Here is a 16,127-nt window from a genome sequence, read left to right as displayed (position 1 = left end):
TGGAGGATCTTAATCAATGATTCGCCTATTTCTTGCATTACCTTTAGCGGGAGCGTTGGGTTTAGCACTATTTTCTTTCATGGCTTGGATGGTCGATAATGGACACCAACGTTCGCCAGACAACAGTGAGACGTTAAGTTTCAACATGGTGATGGTTGAACAAGAACAAGAAGTACAGAGAAGACAACGTGCAGTCCCGGAACAACCCGAAATGCCAGAGCCGCCACCGCAAGCGCAAACGTCTCAGTCGCAAGCTGAAGTAACGCCTCTGAATTCAATGTCTTCACTGTCTTCACTGGATTTGAATACTTCAATTGAAGGCCTAGCGATTAACGCTCCAACATTTTCTGATTTTGGGTCAAATCAACAGGTAATGCCGCTTTATCGAGTTGAACCTCGTTATCCAGCAAAAGCGCTAAAGCGTGGCGCAGAAGGGTATGTCATTTTGTCTTTTACAATCGATGAAACAGGACGTTCTGTTGATATTCAAGTTACGGATGCAAATCCACGTCGTATGTTTGAACGTGAAGCGATAAGAGCACTTAAAAAATGGAAGTATCAACCTAAAGTCGTCGATGGAAAAGCGGTAGCGCAGGTTGGTCAAACCGTGAAACTAGAGTTTAAGTTGGCAAAATGATGAAACAGATATGGATATTAGTGGGCTTGTTGATAATGCCCCTTACAGTACCGGCAAAAGAGCTTACCCAATACACCGTTATTCGTGTTCAAAAGGCGAACAAACTTGCTCAAGAGGAGCAGGTTAAACAGGCGATTGAGGTTTTGGCTAGTTTGGAGTTATCTAAAGGCTATGACAAAGCCTATGTCGCTCGCATGCTTGGTGTGTTTTACTGGCAAGATGGTAAAACAGAGACGGCAATCAAGCAGCTTACTTATGCAGTGGATAGTCGCTTATTGGTCGATGAACAAGCTTGGGTAACGAAACGTATGTTAGCTGATTTACTGCTTAGCGAGCAGCATTTTAAAGCGGCATTACCACACTATTATGAGCTCGTTAAAACAGCACCGGAAACTGAAAAGAAAGACACGCTATGGATGCGAATTGCTCAAGCTGAATACCAAATTGAAAACTGGACGAAAGTACTGGCGGCTATAGGTAATCATAACAAGTTTAATTCAAAACCACAGTTGTCGCCTCTCTCGTTAAAGCTGGGTGCTCAACTACAGTTAAAACAATGGAAGCAATCAATTCCTACGTTAGAAAGTTTAGTTGAACTTCAACCCGAAAAAGACAACTGGTGGCGTCAACTGGTCGGGATTCAGTTAAGGCTAGAGCGTAGCCGAGATGCGTTGAATACCTTAGCGCTTGCTGAGCTACAAGGTGTTGAACTGAATAATTCAGACCGTAGGCTACTTGCTCAACTGTACGCGAAACGAGGCATCCCTGAGCGCGCTGCGCAAGAAATTAGCAAGTTAGATGACGCAAACAGCGATGTTCAACTTCTGGCTGAGCAAGCAACCTACTGGCAGCTAGCGAAAGAGTGGGACAATGCTATTGAAGTGTGGACGTTAGCGTCGAACATGAACACTCGATACCATTGGAATGTTGCTCAATTATTGGTTCAGCAAGGTTACTACAAGCGAGCTCTGGTTGTTTTAGACAAAGTGAAAGACAAGAACAAGCAAGCTGACGTTGCATTAGCGAAAGTACGTTCATGGTATAAGTTGAAGAACTTAGATAATGCTCTCGCTCAAGCTAAGCGGGCGAACAACATTGAACCGTCTCCTGAGGCTAAAGGGTGGATCAAATATTTGACCCAGCTGAGAACGGTAAGCGAAAGTGGAAACGCCTAATCACATATAGTTAGAAGCTAGAAAACAGAGTACTAAATACGACAGTGAAAGGGTGTCATTTGAATGTTCAAATGACACCCTTTTTTTGTATTCAATAGACTTAAACCTTAAACCTTGGTGCTTGAGCGGTGCGGTTGTTTGACTGAGGTAAGAATAATACCAATCACAGTAAGTAAGTGATCATAAATAGCGCAGGAAAAATGCTTGAGAACAAGGCGGAAATTTTCGATAAGTAGTTATTCTACAATCAAAATTTCTAACGATGTTATCGAGTGTTTTAACCAGCTAGGATGAACAGTTATTTACTACGATTGGTATAAAGATAAAGAGAATTCTAGTTAAAGGCTGCACATCTCGCCACTGTGTGATCCCGCAATGATCACTCCGCTTTGGTCTACAATCCAGTTAATGGTGCAGTCACGATAGGGGTTTTTGAAAGAATGTTGTATTTCACCATGCTCGAGTGAGGTTTGAGTTTCCACCCAAGCAAATGTGCGTGACTCCCAAAATGTAACGGCTTGAGAGTGGGGCGTTAAATACAACGTTTGAGCATCGGCAATATTGGAACCGATGTAACTCTCGACATGTTCGTCAGTACTAACAATCTGGCTAGTACAAGCCGTTACCAATACAGCCAAAGCTACAATAATACGCATTTCTAAATCCTTTTAAACTTGCATGGTTATGTCTGTTTTATAGTCAATAAGCTTAAACCACTCTTGAGCTAATCGTCATGCCAATGCCCTTGATAGTGATCTCTGTTCTAAATAGCTTCAACTTCCTTTCTTAAATGCACGGAACTCCGACTAAACAGGGCCATTTTATAAGCTCTAGAGCTCAGGATATCTACGTTTCCCACTTATATTGCCGCGATTCTTATATGTATACAGTTCGATTGTTCTTCAGTAGATGTTATGTGAATTTCCTTGCGACGCGCGAGAAACGTAAACAATGTAAATTGAATGCCAATACGAATTATTATCAACTAAATTATCGCCATAAAATCTATAGGTACTGGTTTGTATGTCGTTAAAAAGTAGGGCAGTTCAATCATGGGCTCGTCGACTTCATGTTTACATTTCTATGGCGCTGCTGTTTGTTGTTCTTTTCTTTTCAGTGACAGGCATCACCCTTAATCGCCCTGAGCTATTTGAATCCAGCCAACCCAATATCCAACACTCTACGCTAACGCTTCCCACGAGTTTGTTTACGATTCAAGACGGTCGACTGAAAGCCGACGAGTCTGCTTTTGAAACGTTTTTGTTTGAAGAAGCAAACCTATCTGGCGTTCCTTCGGGGTTAGACATCTACGCAGAGATTGAAGACGGTGAGTTGCTCATCGGTGAAGTGTCTATGGACTTCAAAGGACCTGGCTACAACGCTTCTGTGTTTGTTGATGTGACTTCTGAAATGGTGGAAGTCGAAACAACGAATTATGGCGTTATTGCATTGTTGAATGACCTACACAAAGGGCGTAATAGCGGTGAAGTGTGGAAGTGGTTTATCGATATCACTGCGCTGCTGATGATCTTCTTTGTACTGACTGGCGTGTGCTTACTGTTACCTAAGAAAAAAACACTCAATACCTCTATTAAATGGACGGTATTTGGGTCTGCAATTTCACTTGCTATCTATTTTGTCGCCGTACCGTAACCCGCGATCCGATCCATGAGGCGGTGTGAAGGTGAATTAAAGGCGCAACGGATTTGAAAGGTTGTTAAACATGAAAAAAATGAATTGGAGCAAATCGCTCCTTGCTTTGTCTCTTTTACCAAGCTTAGGCATGGCTGAGGTGCTTCCTGACACAGCAAAGCTCGATGTGCATTTCGAGTTACCAAGAATTGAGGCTTCTCCATACAAGCGCCCTTACGTAGCGATATGGGTAGAGAACAGTGAAAGAAAGTCAGTTAAAACGATCGAGCTTTGGGTCGGCCAAGATGAATGGCTTAAAGATTTACGAAGTTGGTGGCGAAAAGTCGGACGTTACGACCGCGAACTCGTTGATGCCGTGACTTCCGCAACACGTCCTGTTGGTCAATATCGTTTTGCTTGGGATGGCAAAAATGATGCCGGTCAATCGTTAGAGCAAGGTGAATACACGGTTCATATTGAAGTTGTACGTGAACATGGTGGCCGAAACTATCTTCGCCAAAAAGCAGCACTCACTGACAAAAATGCTTCTTACCAATTAGAACCAACGGAAGAAACCGGTCAGATTACGCTCAACTATATCGTTAAGTAGTAGATAAAGAAGCGATAAATAATGGTAGCCATCGTAGACGCTCATTGAGTGACACGATTAAAAATTACAAATAATGGAATTGAACATGATGAAACAGACAAAAATAAAGGCGCTTGCTCTTGCAGGTGTAATGGCGTTCGGTCTAGCAGCAACGACGACAGCACAAGCTCACCCTCGTTGGGTTTTGCCTTCTCATTTCACCGTTTCTAAAGAAGGTGGTGACTGGTTAACATTTGATGTGACGGCATCCCACGGTACGTTTGTTTTTGATAAGCCAGCAGGAAGTGATAAAGCATTCGTTATCATGCCTGATGGCCGTAACGAGCGTCCTAACTTCGTTGTAAAAGGCAAGCGTCGCTCAATGTTTGATTTCTATTTTGAGGAAGAAGGTACACACAAAGTAGCAATCAACAATGAACCAACGTACTGGACACAGTACAAAGCGGGTCGTCGTGACACAGTAAAATGGATTAAAGCGACTAAAGCTGAGCGTGATGCCTTATTACCTGAAAAATCACGTGACGTGGTAACTCAAGTTGGTTTCACTCGCGCAGAAAGTTACATCACAGTAGGCAAGCCAACGGATTCAGTTTTCAAAATTGAAGGCAAGCTTCTTGAAATGAAGCCTGTTACACACCCTTCAGACATCGTTGAAGGCGAACCGGTGACATTCCAATTCTTCTACAACGGTGAAATCCAGAAAGACGTGAAAGCGGAAATTACTCGTGAAGGTACGCTTTACCGCAATCACCAAGAGCAGATTGATGTAGTGAGCGATGAAAACGGTGAAATCACGTTTACTCCAGACGTAGCGGGTCGTTACGTAATGAAAGCGAACTACAAAGGTGAGTTGGTTGACAACCCACTGGCAGACAAAGCAAGTACGAATGTGCACCTGACATTCGAAGCATTGCTTCAATAGTCGGTTTTATCGGGAGAAAGCTCCTGATTATTAGATAAAAAAGACAAGGGCTCATTAGAGCCCTTTAACGGTCAGTATACCACTGAAAATTTGTAACGTGGCGAGGGTACGAACGATGAAAATAACAATAAAAGCAAACACCATAATTGCTCCGTGCTTAGCTCTGGGGCTTGGTTTAGCGGCATTACCTGCGCAAGCACACTTTCCATTGATGAGCTGTTGGTTTGAAGGCAAAACGGTTGCCTGTGAGGCAGGTTACTCTGATGGTAGTAAAGCGATAGATTACGCAGTCGCGATGTACGACTACGAAGATAACTTGATAGCGAAAGAGATGACGGATAAACGCTCTATTGTCGAATTTCCAAACCCAAATTCTGAGTTTTACCTCGTGTTTGATTCAGGTCACGAGTTTCCTGTTGAAGTCGACGTTGTAGAGATCAAAGAAAAATGATGATTCAAAGTGTACGCGCTGACACAGGCGGAAGAGAGGGCAAGTGGGTTGGCCTAATCATTATATTCATCCTTTGTTTTGCGACGGTTGCTATTCCGTTTAATCAAGCAGAATCTCATATCGAAGTGACCCTTGATCACCAAGTCTTAGTGACTGATGTTGAGCAAGAAAACTTGGCGATGCTGTCAGAACTCCGTTTGGCTCATGAAGAGATTCGAGATCTTCGCATGGACTTAGACGGCGAATGGCCAAGTGTTGTGTCACTTAAAGATGAATGGGTTGCGCCATTTGTTGAAGACCAGAGTTGGAAGCGCAAAGGTTCTCATGCTTGGCTATTGGACGAGCGTGGTTATTACTTTTCTACGCCAAGCGAACAAGCTACGCCAAACACTCATGGCTTCGCGGACTCCTTTATTTTGAACGCGAACAGTGTTTCTCCGGAAATCTGGATTTTCTTTGGTGGTGTCGCAAGCCAACCTACTCAATTTGATGAAAACACATTGGAATCTGCAGGCTGGAAACTGGTGGTGAACGAGTCAGAAATATCTGAACAACATGACGCTTCTTCTCATTAAGCAATGTTTCAAACCTTAGGTTCTCATCAGCAATATGTTCAAAAAGAAGATGTTCACAAAATCAAAAAGCTTACGGACTAATCAGCTCATTGACCATAAGTTCACAAATAATAAGAGATTTACTATGCGATTCATGACTCTATTGATGTCGTTAATGGCGGTGCTATCGACACCCAATGCATTGGCAAAAGAATACACAGTCGACAGCGACAAGTTGACGATAGGTATTACCCTACAGCCTTACTATAGCTACGTAAAAGCTGTGGTAGGTGACAAAGTGAACATCCTTCCTTTGGTTGATGCTGGCTTTAACCCACATAACTACTTACCACAACCGAATGACTTGAAGCGATTGAGCCAGATGGACGCAATCGTCGTAAACGGTATTGGCCACGATGACTTCGCATTAAAAGTCATTTCAGCTGCGCAACGTGATGATTTAATGGTTATTGAAGCGAACAAAGAAGTACCTCTACTTCCTGCATTAGGCCAGTCTGTTGGCCAAGGCGCAGTGAACCCACATACGTTTGTTGGTCTTTCTACAACAATCCAAAAGGTGTACACCATCGCGAGTGAAGTTTCTAAGCTCGACCCAGACAACGCCACGTTTTATCGCAAGAACGCGCGTAAGTACGCCAAGCAATTTCGCTTTATGAAGCGTGATGCAATGTTGTCATTAGGTGAACTCGATACATCAGGTATGAAAGTAGCGACCACGCACAATGCTTATGGTTATATCCTTCAAGAGTTTGGTGTGGATGTTGCGGCGGTGATTGAGCCTGCACACGGTGTTGAACCAAGTGCGAGCCAACTGCAAGATACGATCGAGAAAATCCGCGCATCAGGCATTGATGTTCTGTTCTACGAGCTAAACATGCCAAACCGCTTTGTTGACACGATTGAAGCAGAAACAGGCGTTCAGCTTTATCGTTTCTCTCACATGACGCACGGTGAGTATCAAGACGATAAGGTAGAAGTTGAGATGAAGAAGAACTTAGAAACGTTAATCGAAGCCATGAAATTTGCTGCGGCTAACCAGACTAAAAGCGGGAAGGCGTAATGCAAGGTCCATCGATTTCAATCAACCAACTCGGTCTGCAATACGACAACAACGTGATTCTTGATGATATCACGCTAGATCTTAAAGCGGGTGAGTGCCATGTGATCATGGGGCCAAACGGCGGTGGCAAAACCTCTTTGCTACGTTCAGTTCTTGGTTTGACGCCTTTCTCTGGTCAAATCAACATTCATTGGCCAGAAAAGCCAAGCATTGGTTACGTTCCTCAGAAAGCGACCTTCGAATCGAGCTTACCTCTGACGGTAATGGATTTCGTCCTGCTTAACCAAACTCGAATTCCACTGTTTTGGCGTCGTAAGTCTAAGCAATTGGCTCTTGCATTAGCGCAACTCGACCGTGTGGGAATGGCGACTCGTAGCGACCGCCGTATGGGTCAATTGTCGGGTGGCGAGCAGCAACGTGTGTTGTTTGCTCAAGCCTTATTGGATAACCCAAGCCTATTGGTGTTGGATGAACCTACGACTGGCATGGATGAGCAGGGCGTTCGTTATTTAGAATCGCTAGTTCGTGAATGTGTTGATGAAGGCCGTACGATTCTTGCCGTTCACCATGATGTAACCGCAGTGCGTCGCCTTGAAGCGAATGTACATGTTGTGAATCGATTCTTGGTGGATAGTGGTCCACATGAACAAGTACTACACCCGACTAAAATCGAGAGTCTGTTCCAGCACTATAGCAGTGGATCTGCCATCACCAAATCGAAGGAGGTTGCGTAATGGAGTGGTTACGACAACTTGCCACTAGTGGCGTTGAAGCGGGTTGGTTATCAGACAGCTTCATGTATGCGTTTATGGTGAACGCACTGGTTGCCGCATTGTTACTTGGCCCGTTATTAGGTGGCCTTGGTACTTTGGTCATTGCAAAGCGTCTGGCATTCTTCTCTGAAGCGGTAGGTCACGCAGCATTAACCGGTATTGCCATTGGTGTTTTGCTTGGTGAGCCACCAGAAAACCCAATTATTGGCTTGTTTAGCTTCTGTATGATCTTCGCTTTGCTTCTTCACTTTGTAAGAAACAGAACCAATGTGCCATACGATACCTTAGTCGGTGTTTTTCTAGCGCTAGCATTGGCAGTAGGTGCGGCATTGCTGATGTACGTGGCGCGTAAGATCAATATCCACATGCTTGAGAACGTGTTATTTGGCTCGATTCTCACGGTAACAGACCAAGATTTAGCAATTCTCGCAGGCAGCTGCGCGCTCATCATTTTGCTCTTGATACCGACGTTCAACCGTATTCTTCTCACTTGTATCAGCCCGGATATTGCCAAGGTGCGCGGCTATAACACCAGCTTTTATGACTACCTGTTTGTGATGATGATTACTTTGGTGACGATTGCTGCGGTGAAGATCGTGGGTGCCGTTTTAGTTGGCGCGTTATTACTGATTCCGGGCGCGACGGCGCGATTGTTGACTAAACGCATGGGCAGCTTTGTTTTGCTTTCTGCGTTGCTGGCAACCATCGCGTGTTTGGTCGGAACGGTATTACCGATGGAACTTAAACTGCCAGTGCCGTCAGGCGCTTCAATAATCATCGTTTCTGCAACGTTTTTCCTAGCGGCAACGCTATACCGAATTATAAGAAAGGCATAACCATGACTCCTTTGATGAATCGTATTTCAAGCTCAGTAAAAACAGCGGCTCAAGTGGGTGTACTTGGTAGTGTGTTAATGGCTGGATCTGTGGTGTCACTGAACGCTAATGCAGAAGATATCTTAACGAGCACACCTGTGACTTATGCATTGGCAACAGAGCTAACCAAAGGCACTGACATTACCACTGAATACCTACCACCAAAACGTTACGGCATTGATCGCTTACCTAACTGGTTTGGCACCAAGGGTGAAAGCAAGGTGCTTAAGTCAGGAGAGAAGGCGACCGTTGCATTAACACTGTCATCTATTTGGCAAGCGGATCCTACATTTGTATACGCAAGGCAGGGTAACATCCGTTTGGTAGAGGTGGATGCGGCTCAAGCGATTACTCCACGAGCACAAGGTGTCGCTGCGTTGACGTTATCGAGTGGTGATGTGTCTAAGTATGCCTGGTTAAATCCAACCAATCTAACGCGAATGGCCGCTATCGTGGCTGACGACTTTAAGTTATTGTGGCCAGCGCAAGCAGAGACGATTGATCGTAATTTGCAGCGTGTGATGCTTGATGTTCGTGAACTGATTAACAAGCAACAAGCGGTATTATTGGATAACGATGTAGATTCAGTATTGTTGCTTTCAGAAAGCTTGGAAGATTTTGCTTCTGGCAGCCAACTGTTTGTTGAAGAACGTATGTTCAAAGCTGAACTGGAATGGACAGAGCAAGATAAAGCGAAGCTCAAAGCGATGTTTTCAGAAGACGATGCGCTATGGTTAGTGACAGCGAAAAAGCCGACGACTTTGATTAAGTCATTGGTGCCTAATGAGCGAATTCTTGTTGTTGACTCGGTAGACCGCTGGGGAAGAGCAGGGATTAATGCAAAAGCGCCGTTCGCACGCTGGGAAGTTAAACCATTCAAAGGTTAATTGAATCGCTAAGTCGCTAGGTTAATACGGTAGGATCAAAAAAGCAGCCTAAATAGAGGCTGCTTTTTTTGTTCTTGTCTACAGGCTCTGATCTGAGCGCTGAGCAAGAGTATCTCGTGAGTCAAAAGCTTACTCTGCAGCTTTTGTCTCTTCAGTTTCGATACCAGCTTCTACAGATCCTTCTGCTTGTTCTAGAGCGGCTTTCGCTTGCTCTTCAGCTTCCATTTTTGCGCGATCAGCTTTAGAAATATAGCGAGGCTTGTTGCTACCATGCAGTTTAGAATTCGCCTGTTTCTGTCTTTTCTTTAGAATTTGATTGATTTTTTTCTTACGGTTCATTGCTGCATAGCCTTGTATTTAGTTTATGCGGTGGAGGATAATCATTTTAGATCTAGAACTCAATATTTACATGGTATTCAGCAAGGAAAATATCACTATGCAGGCCGTCGAGACCGCACGTTTACGATTAAGAATGATCACACCTCAAGATGCGGCGTTTATTCAGCGATTATATAGCTCAGAAGATTTCTTGCGTTACATCGGAGACAAGGAGATCACAGATACAGGCAAGGCTGTTGAATACATCGAAAACAACATTCTTAATATGTATAGAGAGAAGGGTGTGTGTCTACTGATGGTTGAAATCAAAGACTCCTCAACACCAATTGGTGTCTGCGGACTCATTAAAAGAGATACCTTAGAGTCTCATGATATTGGTTATGGTTTTGTCCCTGAAGTCTATGGGCAAGGTTTTGCATTGGAAGCGACACAAGCGATAATTGAACAAGCTAAGCATAATGCTGATATCGATCATTTAGTTGCCATCACTACCTCTGATAACATTCGAAGTATCGCACTACTGACTAAGTTAGGTTTTGTGTTCGAACGAGTTGAAGAGACGATTAATGAAAGCGTCAATCTCAACCTGTACGGTCTCTCATTAGGTAATTAATCATGTTCCAACATAACAACATTCTACAAGGCGAACTCGCAACGGAGTACAAAACCGTTATTGCGATGGTGCACATCTACTGTAAAGATCACCACGGTGCGGTTCGTCAGAATAACGCGTTATGTGAAGAGTGTGAGCAACTGTTGCGTTATGCAGAGACACGACTTGATAGATGCCCTTATGGCGAAGCAAAGCCGACCTGTAACAAGTGTCCGATTCATTGTTATAAGCCTGATCCTAAAGAGCAGATGCGTTTAGTGATGCGCTATGCAGGGCCAAGAATGCTACTTAAGCATCCGATTTTAGCGATCAGGCATTTGATTCATGAGAAACATAAAGTGCCAGAGAAGCCACTGCCGAATGTGTCTAATCGCCATATCCGAATGAACAAGAAGTAACTAGTGCTTTAAAGTGGTCGCAGAAGAAACGAAAAAGGTCTGATTGCTCAGACCTTTTGTGTTTCTGCTAACTGCATTATCAGAAGGCAGTCTTGTAGAAAGAATACTTTATGTATAAAGCTACACCGCTTGAGGCTCGTCGTAGGTCACTGTGAGATTGTTGATCCAGCGTCGGCTCAAGTAGCGGTGCGAGCATATTGCCAGTTTCACCACTTCTTCTACCAACATCAGGCCATAGATGTATTTGAAATCCCATCCAGCGACAAACGCGCCATAAACACACACTGGAATGCCCACCATCCACATCGCGATGAAATCCATGCGAAGGCAAAAAGCGTTATCACCACCAGCACGAATAATACCGTTAATAATCACCATGTTGAGCATACGAATCACCACTGCAAAACACATGATCATCATTGCTGGCGAAGCAAGCGGGTACAATGCATCTGTAGAAAGGTTTAACCATGATAGTACATGCTCTTTACCCATAAAGAGTAGCAAGCCAACGACAGCGCCAAAGCCAACGACGGCTTTAATGAATGTTAGACCCATGCTCATCGCGTCATCAAATTCATCACGGCCCAGCGAATGGCCAAGCAATACTGAACACGCTACGGAGATACCAAAGAAGATCGAGTAACACAGCGATTCGAACGGCGCGAGCATCGAGAACACCGCAAGTTCAGTCGTGCCCATGTGACCAAAGATCATTTGATATGCCATTGTTCCCATTGCCCACAACACGGCATTCATCGTTAGCGGCAACGCAATACGACGGTAAGAAAGCCACAGTGATGGACGGTGTGGTGAGCTTGGGGTGGTTAGCAGCCAGTGTTTACGCACACGCATGTAGCTATACATTAAGCCCACTTGAATCAATCGCGCTAAGGTTGTCGCCAATGCAGCACCTGCAACGCCCATTGCTGGAATGCCGAAAGCCCCTTTAATTAGAACGAAGTTAAGCGCAATGTTGAGTGCAATAGTAATACCACCTAACAATAGTGGAGTTACGGTGTCACCTGATGAGCGCATGCTTGCTTCTACCACTACAACAATGTGAGTTAGAAGTAGAACAGGGAACCCATACCAAAGGTAAGTCGCTCCAAGCTCAATCACGGTTTGATCGTTAGTTTGCAACATCATTAAAAACTGAGAACCAAGAGTGATGATTGCTGTAACAGGCAGCAGAACTTTTAAACCAAACACCATCGCGATAGATGACACGGTACGTGCACTTTTTCGGTCATTCTTTCCCCAGCATTGAGCAACTAATGTACCGTTTGCTGAGGCCAACCCTGCCATAATCATAATCGCAACGAAGTGCCATTTTGATGCGATTCCCACAGCGGCTGCTGCTTCCATACCAAAATCACTGACCATCAAGACGTCAGCAAGGGCAAGAATAGCAACCAGCGCACTTTGCAAAGCTACAGGTAAACCAAGTTTAACGATACGAGGTAATATGCTCTCTGGCTTGTTATTCATAGATGAGTTAGGGTTGATGTTAGTTGTCATAAGCTCTCCGATTTATGGCAGAACTATAGTGATTTGAGCGAAGTAACAACATGTTTAAAAAACAACAAAACCTGTGCGAATCCGTCATTGATACCATGGAGCCTAAATCAACGTGGCAAGATGATGTTTTTCTCGCGGAACATTGCAAAGAACGTTTTTTGACCGTTGAAGATATCCCAGAGATGAAAAGCTTTGGTGTCTATATGGGCGGTATGGCAAAACTATACGATGGTTATTGGGTTGAGCGAGAATCCGTTAATGTTCATACGTTGATTTTCACTATGGAAGGTGGCGGTATTCTAACAACCACGACATCAGTACAAGCGATTACACCGTATACGCTGGTGGTTCTTCCTGCCGGAACCCCATTTCGTTTTGAACTCGATCCGCAATATAACTATTGGAAAATGGCGTGGATGTTGACCCCCGATACTAAGCAGTGGCAACACATAGCAAGTTTAGGTCAGGGGATTGTGCCTTTTGGAGAGTGTGAGCAGATCTGGTCATTAATGAACTTGGTTTACTTTGAGATAGGGGGCCGAGCCAGTTACCGTAAGTTACTCTTGAGTGAAATAGTCCGAACGTTGACGGGTTTTGAACCTAAATCAACAAGCACCACCGCTCGTGTTCAAGCGCTCTATAATGAAATTGAAAGTAGTCTGCATCAACCATGGACAGTAGCTGGTATGGCTCAAAGGGTGTTTATCAGCGAAGAGCAGCTTAATCGAGTTACCAAGACGCTCTTCGACCTATCACCACGCAGCAAGTTGATTCAACTAAGAATGGATAAAGCGACCAGTTTGTTAAAATACCAAGATTGGTCGGTGTCGATGATTGCCAACCGCTTGGGTTACAAAGATCCTTATAACTTCTCACATCGCTTTAAAAAGCATTTTGGTTTATCTCCAAGCCAATACCGTAAAAGCCATCGACTTACCGGGTAGTACTGGTTGTCCACTAAAAATTCGTTTCTTAGAACAATTCCACAAGATCAATTTTGCAGTAAATGTACGGTATTAAGTGATCTATCAATTTAGTATTTTTGTACCATTCGATAATATTGGAAATATCTTAAAAGACGACTGCTTATGAAGCGTGAGGAATCCATACCAAAAATAGCGAATCACGTAGACGATTTTAAACTTCCGTCTAAGTGGGTTCTAAATAAAAAAGAGTTTCAATCTGATACGAGGATCGTCCGAAAGCAGGAGTGTGGCTCGATAATAGGGACGCTTTCAGAGCCTCATCGTAAGGTTCTTTTTTACTTGTATCAAAATAAAGGACATGTGATCAGTAAGCGAGTTTTGAAGCGTGTAGGTTGGGCGGGTAAAGCCGTGACATCAGCTTCAGTATTGGTTGCTATCTACGAGATAAGAAGGATCTTAGACTGTCGTTGTATAAAAACGGTTTCCAACGAAGGTTATGTACTGGAGGATTAATTACCCTTTATTGATATCCTGTTCATATATTAATAATAAAAATTTAATCTCTTTACCGTATACGCTGCTTTCATTATCTTCGATTTTAAACGTCCACTTATAAGCGACGTTATACAAAAATGACGGAATTTAACTTTGTTGCTGGCTATATCGTAAGGGAATTGTATAAAAATGGACGCCTATCCTGTAATAGATACTCACCACTCTGAACACAACGTAATACTTGAACTCAACGGAAAAATAGTTGAACTCGACACCAAACTCATACGCAATGTTGAAAACGGCTATGTTCTGGCTACCATGCCTTTAGCGTATCGTAAGATCATTCTGTTTATGAATCAAAACCGAGGGAAATTGTTCAGTGTCGGGCAATTGAAGAAGATTGGCTGGGAGAATGGGTCAGTCACTAACTCGTCAGTGATTGTTGCGATATCTGAGATCAGATCACTATTCGGGGATGGCCTAATCATTACCATTACTGGTGAAGGCTACATATTTCAGCCTTAACCTGAAGAACACCTCTATTTCTAGTATTGATGCTTTTGTCGACTTTTGCTCAGAAGTCATCAAACAAAAAGAGCTCTTCGTTAGACGGAAAGTCATAACTAAGAGCTCTAGAGGTAACTATCCTACCTGAGGAGGATAGTTGTCATTCGAACTTACTCGCCTGCAATCTGTAGAGGAGAGCGTTTTAAGCTAGCAATCAACATGTAGATCGTTGTAGCGAGTAGAGACGCGAACAGGTAAGTGAATAATCCCGCTTGTGAATCCATAAAGCTATCTGCAACCAATGGTCCTGCGACTGAACCGATGCTGTAACACAACAACATAACCTGAGTCACTGAGACCAAGTAGCTCGGGTCTAAGTTACGACAACCCAAGTTAATCGCGATTGGGTAAAGTGCAAAAGTCGCCATACCTAACACAAACAAGCTCATACCAAGAACATAAAAATCATGGTTAATCGTTAGTACACCAATGCTTGCAACCCCTAGTAAGCAGAACAGCGCCATCAATAACACTTGTCCTATGTGATGAGATAACCATGTCACCATTGGTTGAACGGCCATACCACCCATAATCACTAACGCCATCAAACCGCCAATATCTTGATGTGCGATGTTGCGTTGAGCAAGCTCAACAGGCATCAGCCCGTAAATAGATCCAAGTGTTAATCCAGATACAATACAGCCAATCAAAGCGCTGTGGCTCAGTTTGCTGATTTGCTTTAATGATAAAGACTGCGCATCGTGAATTTGTGGTGCTGTCGCTTGTCCGTACATCAACACAATGATTGCACCAAACAACAAGGTGAACATTGCGATGAAAGGTACGCCACCTGTAATACCAAGGTAACCGATGCCGAGTTGGCCAACGGCAGAGCCGCCGTATAGCGAACACATGTAAACGCCTAAGCGTTTCGCGCGCTGAGATTCGTCACCGCTCATTAACCAAGACTCTACAATCACGAAGATACCTGCAACCGCTACACCAGCGACAAAGCGGGCTAATAACCATACCGCTTGATGTGGGATGAGTGGTAACACAAGGATCGTTGCGATAAAAATAGCCAGAGCGATAACAAACGCATCTCTGTGACCAACACGTGCGATCGCACGTTCAATCAATAACGTACCGGCTAAAAGCCCTGCATAGAATGCACTCGCCAACCAACTCGATAGATTTTTGTCTAAGCCATACTCAGACAACATTAATGGTAATGAACTCATTAAATAGCCTGAAGCGATCGCGTAAAAAGACAATGCAATAACCGGAACAGTTATGCGAGTTGTTGGTTGGATGTTGTCCAATGCAGGAGCCTCTAAATAGTGGAAGAAACGATGAATTTTCCGCGACTATGGGGGAGAAACCGAATTGGGTAAAACGAATAAAAATGGTCGTTAAGATAAAAGAAATTTATCGAGATTTTGAGCTAAAATACCATAGCGGAATTTACGATTTGGCGAGATTTTATGCGGTCAAAAAGCCACTAGGATTACGTTCATTATGGTTTTGTAAGCGATACAGTCATCCGCGTAGGTCATCCGTGATGGTTGTTGATCATCACGATAATTCAAGCGAAGAAAGTTAAGCTCATTGGTGTTTCATGAACATACGTAACGTCATAGAGCAGGCCAGAGAGGAATGGTGTTGTGTTCAACTTGATGATTACAAATACCCGCGTAAAATGTTCATTCGTATGGTGTTATCAATCAGGCAATA

Annotated in this window: 20 protein-coding genes and 1 pseudogene; 17 read left to right on the top strand and 4 right to left on the bottom strand. The window is 43.7% G+C overall.

The genetic code is table 11. The features are described 5' to 3' along the window. Positions 1-16: 16 nt before the first annotated feature. Both AB4589_RS05560 and AB4589_RS05555 read left to right on the top strand, forming a co-directional pair. Positions 17-637 carry an energy transducer TonB gene (locus tag AB4589_RS05560; protein WP_009845405.1) on the top strand — a complete coding sequence of 207 codons (621 nt, stop codon included), beginning with the start codon at positions 17-19 and terminating at the stop codon, positions 635-637. Further along, positions 634-1,812, top strand: coding sequence for a hypothetical protein (locus AB4589_RS05555; protein ID WP_372099692.1), 1,179 nt, complete (start codon positions 634-636; stop codon positions 1,810-1,812). Before AB4589_RS05560 ends, AB4589_RS05555 begins: the two co-directional genes overlap by 4 nt. 338 nt (positions 1,813-2,150) lie before the next feature. Here the strand turns inward: AB4589_RS05555 and AB4589_RS05550 are convergent, their stop codons facing one another. Then, positions 2,151-2,468 (bottom strand): hypothetical protein, encoded by a 318-nt coding sequence (locus AB4589_RS05550; RefSeq protein WP_371709606.1) that lies wholly within the window; start codon positions 2,466-2,468, stop codon positions 2,151-2,153. 367 nt (positions 2,469-2,835) lie between these two features. Between AB4589_RS05550 and AB4589_RS05545 the strand changes: the two genes are divergently transcribed. The 9 genes from AB4589_RS05545 (at position 2,836) to AB4589_RS05505 (ending at position 9,597) form a co-directional block, all read left to right on the top strand. Beyond that, positions 2,836-3,465, top strand: a complete 630-nt coding sequence (locus AB4589_RS05545; protein WP_102249612.1) for a PepSY-associated TM helix domain-containing protein — start codon at positions 2,836-2,838, stop codon at positions 3,463-3,465. 70 nt (positions 3,466-3,535) lie between these two features. Continuing rightward, positions 3,536-4,054 carry a DUF2271 domain-containing protein gene (locus AB4589_RS05540; protein ID WP_371709607.1) on the top strand — a complete coding sequence of 173 codons (519 nt, stop codon included), beginning with the start codon at positions 3,536-3,538 and terminating at the stop codon, positions 4,052-4,054. An 85-nt stretch (positions 4,055-4,139) separates the two neighbouring features. Then, positions 4,140-4,976, top strand: coding sequence for a DUF4198 domain-containing protein (locus AB4589_RS05535; RefSeq protein WP_017102108.1), 837 nt, complete (start codon positions 4,140-4,142; stop codon positions 4,974-4,976). A gap of 115 nt (positions 4,977-5,091) precedes the next feature. Beyond that, on the top strand, positions 5,092-5,427 hold the full coding sequence (locus AB4589_RS05530) for a hypothetical protein (protein WP_012600589.1): 336 nt from the start codon (positions 5,092-5,094) through the stop codon (positions 5,425-5,427). Further along, positions 5,424-6,002 carry a DUF6162 family protein gene (locus AB4589_RS05525; RefSeq protein WP_269336402.1) on the top strand — a complete coding sequence of 193 codons (579 nt, stop codon included), beginning with the start codon at positions 5,424-5,426 and terminating at the stop codon, positions 6,000-6,002. Before AB4589_RS05530 ends, AB4589_RS05525 begins: the two co-directional genes overlap by 4 nt. A 124-nt stretch (positions 6,003-6,126) precedes the next feature. After that, positions 6,127-7,062, top strand: coding sequence for a metal ABC transporter solute-binding protein, Zn/Mn family (locus AB4589_RS05520; RefSeq protein ID WP_269336403.1), 936 nt, complete (start codon positions 6,127-6,129; stop codon positions 7,060-7,062). After that, positions 7,062-7,796, top strand: a complete 735-nt coding sequence (locus AB4589_RS05515; RefSeq protein ID WP_372099689.1) for a metal ABC transporter ATP-binding protein — start codon at positions 7,062-7,064, stop codon at positions 7,794-7,796. The genes AB4589_RS05520 and AB4589_RS05515 overlap by 1 nt, the downstream gene beginning before the upstream one ends. Beyond that, the gene (locus tag AB4589_RS05510; protein WP_009845395.1) at positions 7,796-8,671 is read left to right on the top strand and encodes a metal ABC transporter permease; all 876 of its coding nucleotides are present in this window, start codon (positions 7,796-7,798) and stop codon (positions 8,669-8,671) included. Before AB4589_RS05515 ends, AB4589_RS05510 begins: the two co-directional genes overlap by 1 nt. Before the next feature lie 2 nt (positions 8,672-8,673). Next, complete coding sequence (locus AB4589_RS05505; protein WP_009845394.1) at positions 8,674-9,597, top strand: ABC transporter substrate-binding protein; 924 nt, start codon at positions 8,674-8,676, stop codon at positions 9,595-9,597. Positions 9,598-9,726: 129 nt separating this feature from the next. Here AB4589_RS05505 and AB4589_RS05500 read toward each other — a convergent pair whose 3' ends face one another. Then, positions 9,727-9,936 (bottom strand): DUF2986 domain-containing protein, encoded by a 210-nt coding sequence (locus AB4589_RS05500; RefSeq protein WP_102249609.1) that lies wholly within the window; start codon positions 9,934-9,936, stop codon positions 9,727-9,729. A 97-nt stretch (positions 9,937-10,033) separates the two neighbouring features. Here AB4589_RS05500 and AB4589_RS05495 point away from each other — a divergent pair, with 97 nt between their 5' ends. Continuing rightward, entirely contained in the window at positions 10,034-10,549 is a 516-nt protein-coding gene (locus tag AB4589_RS05495; protein WP_372099686.1) for a GNAT family N-acetyltransferase, read from the top strand. A gap of 2 nt (positions 10,550-10,551) precedes the next feature. Further along, entirely contained in the window at positions 10,552-10,947 is a 396-nt protein-coding gene (locus AB4589_RS05490) for a nitrous oxide-stimulated promoter family protein (RefSeq protein ID WP_102257997.1), read from the top strand. Between the two features lie 120 nt (positions 10,948-11,067). Here the strand turns inward: AB4589_RS05490 and AB4589_RS05485 are convergent, their stop codons facing one another. After that, positions 11,068-12,465 (bottom strand): MATE family efflux transporter, encoded by a 1,398-nt coding sequence (locus AB4589_RS05485; RefSeq protein WP_372099684.1) that lies wholly within the window; start codon positions 12,463-12,465, stop codon positions 11,068-11,070. A 50-nt stretch (positions 12,466-12,515) separates the two neighbouring features. Between AB4589_RS05485 and AB4589_RS05480 the strand changes: the two genes are divergently transcribed. The 3 genes from AB4589_RS05480 to AB4589_RS05470 all read left to right on the top strand — a co-directional run bounded on the left by AB4589_RS05480 (position 12,516) and on the right by AB4589_RS05470 (position 14,411). Next, entirely contained in the window at positions 12,516-13,409 is an 894-nt protein-coding gene (locus AB4589_RS05480) for a helix-turn-helix domain-containing protein (RefSeq protein ID WP_017097624.1), read from the top strand. Between the two features lie 321 nt (positions 13,410-13,730). Continuing rightward, positions 13,731-13,904, top strand: a complete 174-nt coding sequence (locus AB4589_RS05475; protein WP_240798054.1) for a winged helix-turn-helix domain-containing protein — start codon at positions 13,731-13,733, stop codon at positions 13,902-13,904. Positions 13,905-14,075: 171 nt separating this feature from the next. Next, entirely contained in the window at positions 14,076-14,411 is a 336-nt protein-coding gene (locus AB4589_RS05470; protein WP_012600601.1) for a winged helix-turn-helix domain-containing protein, read from the top strand. Positions 14,412-14,563: 152 nt separating this feature from the next. On the opposite strand, the gene AB4589_RS05465 is transcribed toward AB4589_RS05470, so the two are convergent. Next, positions 14,564-15,715, bottom strand: a complete 1,152-nt coding sequence (locus AB4589_RS05465) for an MFS transporter (RefSeq protein ID WP_012600602.1) — start codon at positions 15,713-15,715, stop codon at positions 14,564-14,566. Here AB4589_RS05465 and AB4589_RS05460 point away from each other — a divergent pair. Continuing rightward, positions 15,715-15,923 (top strand): annotated as a pseudogene (locus AB4589_RS05460) (hypothetical protein). The gene AB4589_RS05465 and the pseudogene AB4589_RS05460 sit on opposite strands and share 1 nt — an antisense overlap. Positions 15,924-16,127: the final 204 nt, after the last annotated feature.

The organism is Vibrio sp. 10N.222.49.A3 (genome assembly GCF_041475145.1).
In the GTDB taxonomy this organism is placed as follows: Bacteria; Pseudomonadota; Gammaproteobacteria; order Enterobacterales; family Vibrionaceae; genus Vibrio; species Vibrio tasmaniensis_A.
This window is presented reverse-complemented; position numbering and strand designations above follow the sequence as displayed.

Excerpts from the sequence above, each read along its gene's own strand:
- AB4589_RS05560 (WP_009845405.1), top strand. The coding sequence starts at position 17 with ATGATTCGCCTATTTCTTGCATTACCTTTAGCGGGAGCGTTGGGTTTA.
- AB4589_RS05555 (WP_372099692.1), top strand. The coding sequence starts at position 634 with ATGATGAAACAGATATGGATATTAGTGGGCTTGTTGATAATGCCCCTT.
- AB4589_RS05550 (WP_371709606.1), bottom strand. The coding sequence starts at position 2,468 with ATGCGTATTATTGTAGCTTTGGCTGTATTGGTAACGGCTTGTACTAGC.
- AB4589_RS05545 (WP_102249612.1), top strand. The coding sequence starts at position 2,836 with ATGTCGTTAAAAAGTAGGGCAGTTCAATCATGGGCTCGTCGACTTCAT.
- AB4589_RS05540 (WP_371709607.1), top strand. The coding sequence starts at position 3,536 with ATGAAAAAAATGAATTGGAGCAAATCGCTCCTTGCTTTGTCTCTTTTA.
- AB4589_RS05535 (WP_017102108.1), top strand. The coding sequence starts at position 4,140 with ATGATGAAACAGACAAAAATAAAGGCGCTTGCTCTTGCAGGTGTAATG.
- AB4589_RS05530 (WP_012600589.1), top strand. The coding sequence starts at position 5,092 with ATGAAAATAACAATAAAAGCAAACACCATAATTGCTCCGTGCTTAGCT.
- AB4589_RS05525 (WP_269336402.1), top strand. The coding sequence starts at position 5,424 with ATGATGATTCAAAGTGTACGCGCTGACACAGGCGGAAGAGAGGGCAAG.
- AB4589_RS05520 (WP_269336403.1), top strand. The coding sequence starts at position 6,127 with ATGCGATTCATGACTCTATTGATGTCGTTAATGGCGGTGCTATCGACA.
- AB4589_RS05515 (WP_372099689.1), top strand. The coding sequence starts at position 7,062 with ATGCAAGGTCCATCGATTTCAATCAACCAACTCGGTCTGCAATACGAC.
- AB4589_RS05510 (WP_009845395.1), top strand. The coding sequence starts at position 7,796 with ATGGAGTGGTTACGACAACTTGCCACTAGTGGCGTTGAAGCGGGTTGG.
- AB4589_RS05505 (WP_009845394.1), top strand. The coding sequence starts at position 8,674 with ATGACTCCTTTGATGAATCGTATTTCAAGCTCAGTAAAAACAGCGGCT.
- AB4589_RS05500 (WP_102249609.1), bottom strand. The coding sequence starts at position 9,936 with ATGAACCGTAAGAAAAAAATCAATCAAATTCTAAAGAAAAGACAGAAA.
- AB4589_RS05495 (WP_372099686.1), top strand. The coding sequence starts at position 10,034 with ATGCAGGCCGTCGAGACCGCACGTTTACGATTAAGAATGATCACACCT.
- AB4589_RS05490 (WP_102257997.1), top strand. The coding sequence starts at position 10,552 with ATGTTCCAACATAACAACATTCTACAAGGCGAACTCGCAACGGAGTAC.
- AB4589_RS05485 (WP_372099684.1), bottom strand. The coding sequence starts at position 12,465 with ATGACAACTAACATCAACCCTAACTCATCTATGAATAACAAGCCAGAG.
- AB4589_RS05480 (WP_017097624.1), top strand. The coding sequence starts at position 12,516 with ATGTTTAAAAAACAACAAAACCTGTGCGAATCCGTCATTGATACCATG.
- AB4589_RS05470 (WP_012600601.1), top strand. The coding sequence starts at position 14,076 with ATGGACGCCTATCCTGTAATAGATACTCACCACTCTGAACACAACGTA.